Genomic DNA, 2,911 nt, shown 5'->3' with positions numbered 1-2,911 from the left:
TAGTTACATTATAGAAGTTTTCTACTCTACATGAAATAGTAATAAATACAATTAAGTAGATTAGGTACATTTTTTTCATAATGCGTTAATTGCAATTACAGAAAGAACGATCAACGTATACTTTATTGCCACTATTATTATTATAATAACACCCACCTTTTGGTCCGCTTATTAGAATTTTTCCATCATAATAACATGTTCCAGATTTGCTACACCCTAATAAGATAAATAGCAGGATAAGTAGATAAAATAAGTTCTTCATTAGTTAATATTGGTTTTAATTCTTATCTAATTCTTTGCAAAGAGATAAGAATTAAATATAGGAATTTATTAATTGTTTCAAAAAACTTAAAAATAACGTTTAAGAATTTATCCCTATATACTTCTTTTTTATAAAAAAAAGAAGCTTTCGCTTCCCTTTTACTTTTATCTTGTTCTAGAACCTCCACCAGCAGAATTTCCGGCTTGCTTTCTTCTACGTTCTTTACTCGTAGGTTTTGTTTTCTTTTTATGACGATAGTCAGGTTTTGTACCTTCTTTCGGTTGCTCTTTGGCGCCTCCATTTTTGCCTTTGCCTTTGCCTTGAGAAGCTGCGAATTGATTTTTCTGCACAAACTGAGGAGACATACTCAATCCTTCCATCACTTCTACAGGTAATTCAAAACCTATTGTATATTGAATATCCTTAATGTATGGAATTTCTTCTACATCGCACATCGATATCGCAAAACCAGATGCTCCTGCCCTGCCCGAACGACCAATACGGTGTACGTACGATTCAGGCATATTTGGAATCTCGTAGTTAATCACATACTGCAACAAGTCGATATCAATTCCACGAGCAGCAATATCTGTAGCTACTAAGACTTTTATTTCTTTTTTCTTGAATGCTTCTAACGCATTTTGACGCGCATTTTGGGATTTGTTACCGTGAATAGCAGCCGCTGTAATTTCATTCTTGTGCAACAATTTCACCAAACGGTCAGCACCATGTTTGGTACGAGCAAAAACCAATACGCTGTCATCAACACGGGTATTCAACAATTGCAATAACGCCTTAGGCTTATTTGCTTTTTCGATATAATATAAAGTCTGTTGAATTGTTTCTGCCGTTGTAGACTCAGGCGTTACTTCTACTTTTACTGGATGGCGCAAAATAGAATCCGCTAAAGCTTGAATTTGTTTAGGCATGGTCGCCGAGAAAAATAACGTTTGTCTTTTCTCAGGGACTAGAGATAAAACGCGTTTTACGTCATGGATAAATCCCATATCCAACATTCTATCCGCTTCGTCCAACACCAAAATCTCAATCTTATCCAACCAAACGATTTTTTGGGATACCAAATCCAATAAACGTCCTGGCGTAGCGACTAAGATATCGACACCTTGACGGATTTGTTGTACTTGATTGAATTGGTTTACACCTCCAAAAATTACAGCGTGTTTCAGCTTTAGGTTTTCACCATACGCCTCAATAGATTCATCAATCTGAATCGCCAACTCACGCGTAGGCGTCAAAATCAACGAACGAATCGTTCCGCGTTTATGTTCTTTGGGTTTGAAATTATTCAGTAATTGTAGAATAGGAATAGAGAATGCTGCTGTCTTACCTGTACCGGTCTGTGCACAGCCTAATAAATCTTTACCTTTTAATACTTCAGGAATTGCCTGCTCTTGAATAGGCGTAGGATTTTGGTAACCTTGTTTTTCCAGTGCATCCAAAATAGGCGCACTAACTTTTAAATCTTTGAAAGTCTTCATGTAATTTATTGTGAGGACCTTGTCAAAAATCTGAAATAGCCTCGGGTTAAAATATGAGGGATAATTCACATATATCCCTTCAAAAAACAAAAGCCGCCAAGTAACTTAGCGGCTTTGTGATATTGTTAGGCAATCTTAGTTTTGCTCAGCAGGAACTACTGAAACGTAAGATTTGTTGTTAGCTTTTTTACGGAAAACTACTGTACCGTCTACTAAAGCAAACAAAGTGTGGTCTTTACCGATACCTACGTTAGCGTCTGGATTGTGAACTGTTCCACGTTGACGTACGATGATGTTACCAGCGATAGCTTTTTGACCACCAAAAATTTTGATACCTAATCTCTTACTGTGTGACTCACGGCCGTTCTTAGAACTACCCGCACCTTTTTTGTGTGCCATTTCTTTATCTTAATTTAAGACTGTCGTCTGATTAAAAATTCGATTATAAACTGATACCAGTGATCTGGATTTTAGAGAATTGTTGACGGTGACCGTTTTTCTTTTTGTAGCCTTTACGACGTTTTTTCTTGAAAACGATAACTTTATCACCTTTTAAATGAGACAAAATCGTTGCTGAAACTTTAGCACCTGCGATGCTTGGAGCACCTACAGTGATTTTGCCGCCATCTTCTGCCAACAATACTGTGTCAAATTCAATACTAGCGCCTTCATCTCCTTGTAAACGGTGTACAAAAAGATATTGGTCTTTTGCAACTTTAAATTGCTGTCCTGCTATACTTACTATTGCGTACATTGTTATTTATTTAATTTTCTTTAATGAGTTGCAAAGATAAGATATAATTTTCAGGTATACAATTATTTTTTACTTTTTGAAATTGACTATTCGATATAAACTCATACACCAAGAGAATTAAAAGATATGAACTGAATTCTAGGTGTGAATGAACAACACAGCGAAGATAGCAGTCTAAATGAAAACAGTCTCGCTCAAGCCGCGAGGGGCTCTTCCTTTTGTCTTGTCAAAAGGAAGCAAAACCGTGTCGCTTAAAACTTTCGCAACAACGGATTCCCATCCCTACATTTTCGCGAAAAATTTGTGAGGCGACAGTTCTCTAAAATGTAAAGACCTTAGGGTATTCTTGAATTATAATTCTTTAAGAACGTTTAAATCGTCATCGTAAGTTTGTAG

General features: G+C 36.3%; 3 protein-coding genes. All 3 read right to left on the bottom strand.

Translation table 11 applies throughout. The annotated features are described in order from the left end of the window. Nucleotides 1-426 precede the first annotated feature (426 nt). The 3 genes from G5B32_RS16710 to rplU all read right to left on the bottom strand — a co-directional run bounded on the left by G5B32_RS16710 (nucleotide 427) and on the right by rplU (nucleotide 2,515). Nucleotides 427-1,761 (bottom strand): DEAD/DEAH box helicase, encoded by a 1,335-nt coding sequence (locus G5B32_RS16710; RefSeq protein WP_165292632.1) that lies wholly within the window; start codon nucleotides 1,759-1,761, stop codon nucleotides 427-429. 135 nt (nucleotides 1,762-1,896) lie between these two features. Continuing rightward, entirely contained in the window at nucleotides 1,897-2,160 is a 264-nt protein-coding gene (rpmA, locus tag G5B32_RS16705; protein WP_159635129.1) for a 50S ribosomal protein L27, read from the bottom strand. Between the two features lie 43 nt (nucleotides 2,161-2,203). Then, nucleotides 2,204-2,515: a 50S ribosomal protein L21 gene (rplU, locus tag G5B32_RS16700; RefSeq protein WP_165292631.1), complete on the bottom strand. Its 312-nt coding sequence runs from the start codon at nucleotides 2,513-2,515 to the stop codon at nucleotides 2,204-2,206. Nucleotides 2,516-2,911 lie beyond the last annotated feature (396 nt).

It is taken from the genome of Sphingobacterium sp. SGL-16 (genome assembly GCF_011043515.1).
In the GTDB taxonomy this organism is placed as follows: Bacteria; Bacteroidota; Bacteroidia; order Sphingobacteriales; family Sphingobacteriaceae; genus Sphingobacterium; species Sphingobacterium litopenaei.
This window is presented reverse-complemented; position numbering and strand designations above follow the sequence as displayed.